Below are 1048 nucleotides of genomic sequence, written 5' to 3'. Positions count from 1 at the left end.
CTTAGATTCTCAAATGAAGTGCAACAGAGATTAAATTATTGGAAAGAAGCAAGATGAGCTAGCATTTTGCTTCCGACCGACCAAAGTCAAAGTTGCATCATGAACTATACTCACCTTACCCAAGAAGAAAGATATCAGATTTATACATTGTTACGTGAGGGATTTTCTCAACGTTATATTGCTTGGAGACTGAATCGTTCACCTTCCACTATTTCTAGAGAAATCAACCGTAATCGAGCAAGAAATGGCTACTTCGCTAAACATGCCAATAAACTCGCTCGAAGACGCCATTGTCCCAATCCTAAAAAAATCCCTGATGAAATATGGGCACATGTCATCTCTTATCTTGAACTTCAATGGAGTCCTGAACAGATCGCTTCTCGTGTTTCAGTGAGTTTGCATTCAATTTATCGTTTAATACGGCAGGATAAAAATAACGGAGGTACACTGTTTCATAACCTACGTTTTAGAAATCAGAGAAAGAGGAAATACGGCTCTTCTGAAACCCGTGGTCAGCTGGCTAATCGTAAAAGCATTCATGATAGACCTATTGAGATTGAGCAGCGTAATCGTTTTGGTGATCTAGAGATAGATACGATTGTTGGTAAGAATCATCAGCAATCATTGGTCTCAATTGTAGATCGCAAGACAGGCTATTTGTGGTTGAAGAAGTGTAGCTCACGCCAGGCAGAGGAAGTTTGCCAAACAACTATTCGTCTACTTGAGCCGATCAAAGATCAGCTCAAGACAATTACCGCAGATAATGGTAAGGAGTTCAGCTTGCATGAATATGCTGCTCAAAAATTAGAAATAGACTGGTATTTCGCTGATCCTTATAGCGCTTGGCAACGAGGTACGAATGAAAATACGAATGGCTTAGTCAGACAATACATTAGAAAAGGAAGTGACTTGAATCAATATACGGATGAATACATTTCAGAAATCACTGACCGTATAAATCATCGTCCAAGAAAAAGACTCGGCTTTAAAAGTCCGAGTCAGGTATTATGGCAACAACATGGTGTTGCACTTCAAATGCTAATCTAAG

Annotated in this window: 1 protein-coding gene; it reads left to right on the top strand. The window is 39.4% G+C overall.

Going from position 1 to position 1048, the window contains the following annotated elements:
- The first annotated feature begins 99 nt into the window (after positions 1–99).
- Complete coding sequence (locus KUG37_RS14645; RefSeq protein WP_216938540.1) at positions 100–1047, top strand: IS30 family transposase; 948 nt, start codon at positions 100–102, stop codon at positions 1045–1047.
- Position 1048 lies beyond the last annotated feature (1 nt).

The sequence above is a fragment of the Acinetobacter sp. BY419 genome (assembly GCF_019038395.1).
GTDB lineage: Bacteria > Pseudomonadota > Gammaproteobacteria > Pseudomonadales > Moraxellaceae > Acinetobacter.
This window is presented reverse-complemented; position numbering and strand designations above follow the sequence as displayed.

Excerpts from the sequence above, each read along its gene's own strand:
- KUG37_RS14645 (WP_216938540.1), top strand. The coding sequence starts at position 100 with ATGAACTATACTCACCTTACCCAAGAAGAAAGATATCAGATTTATACA.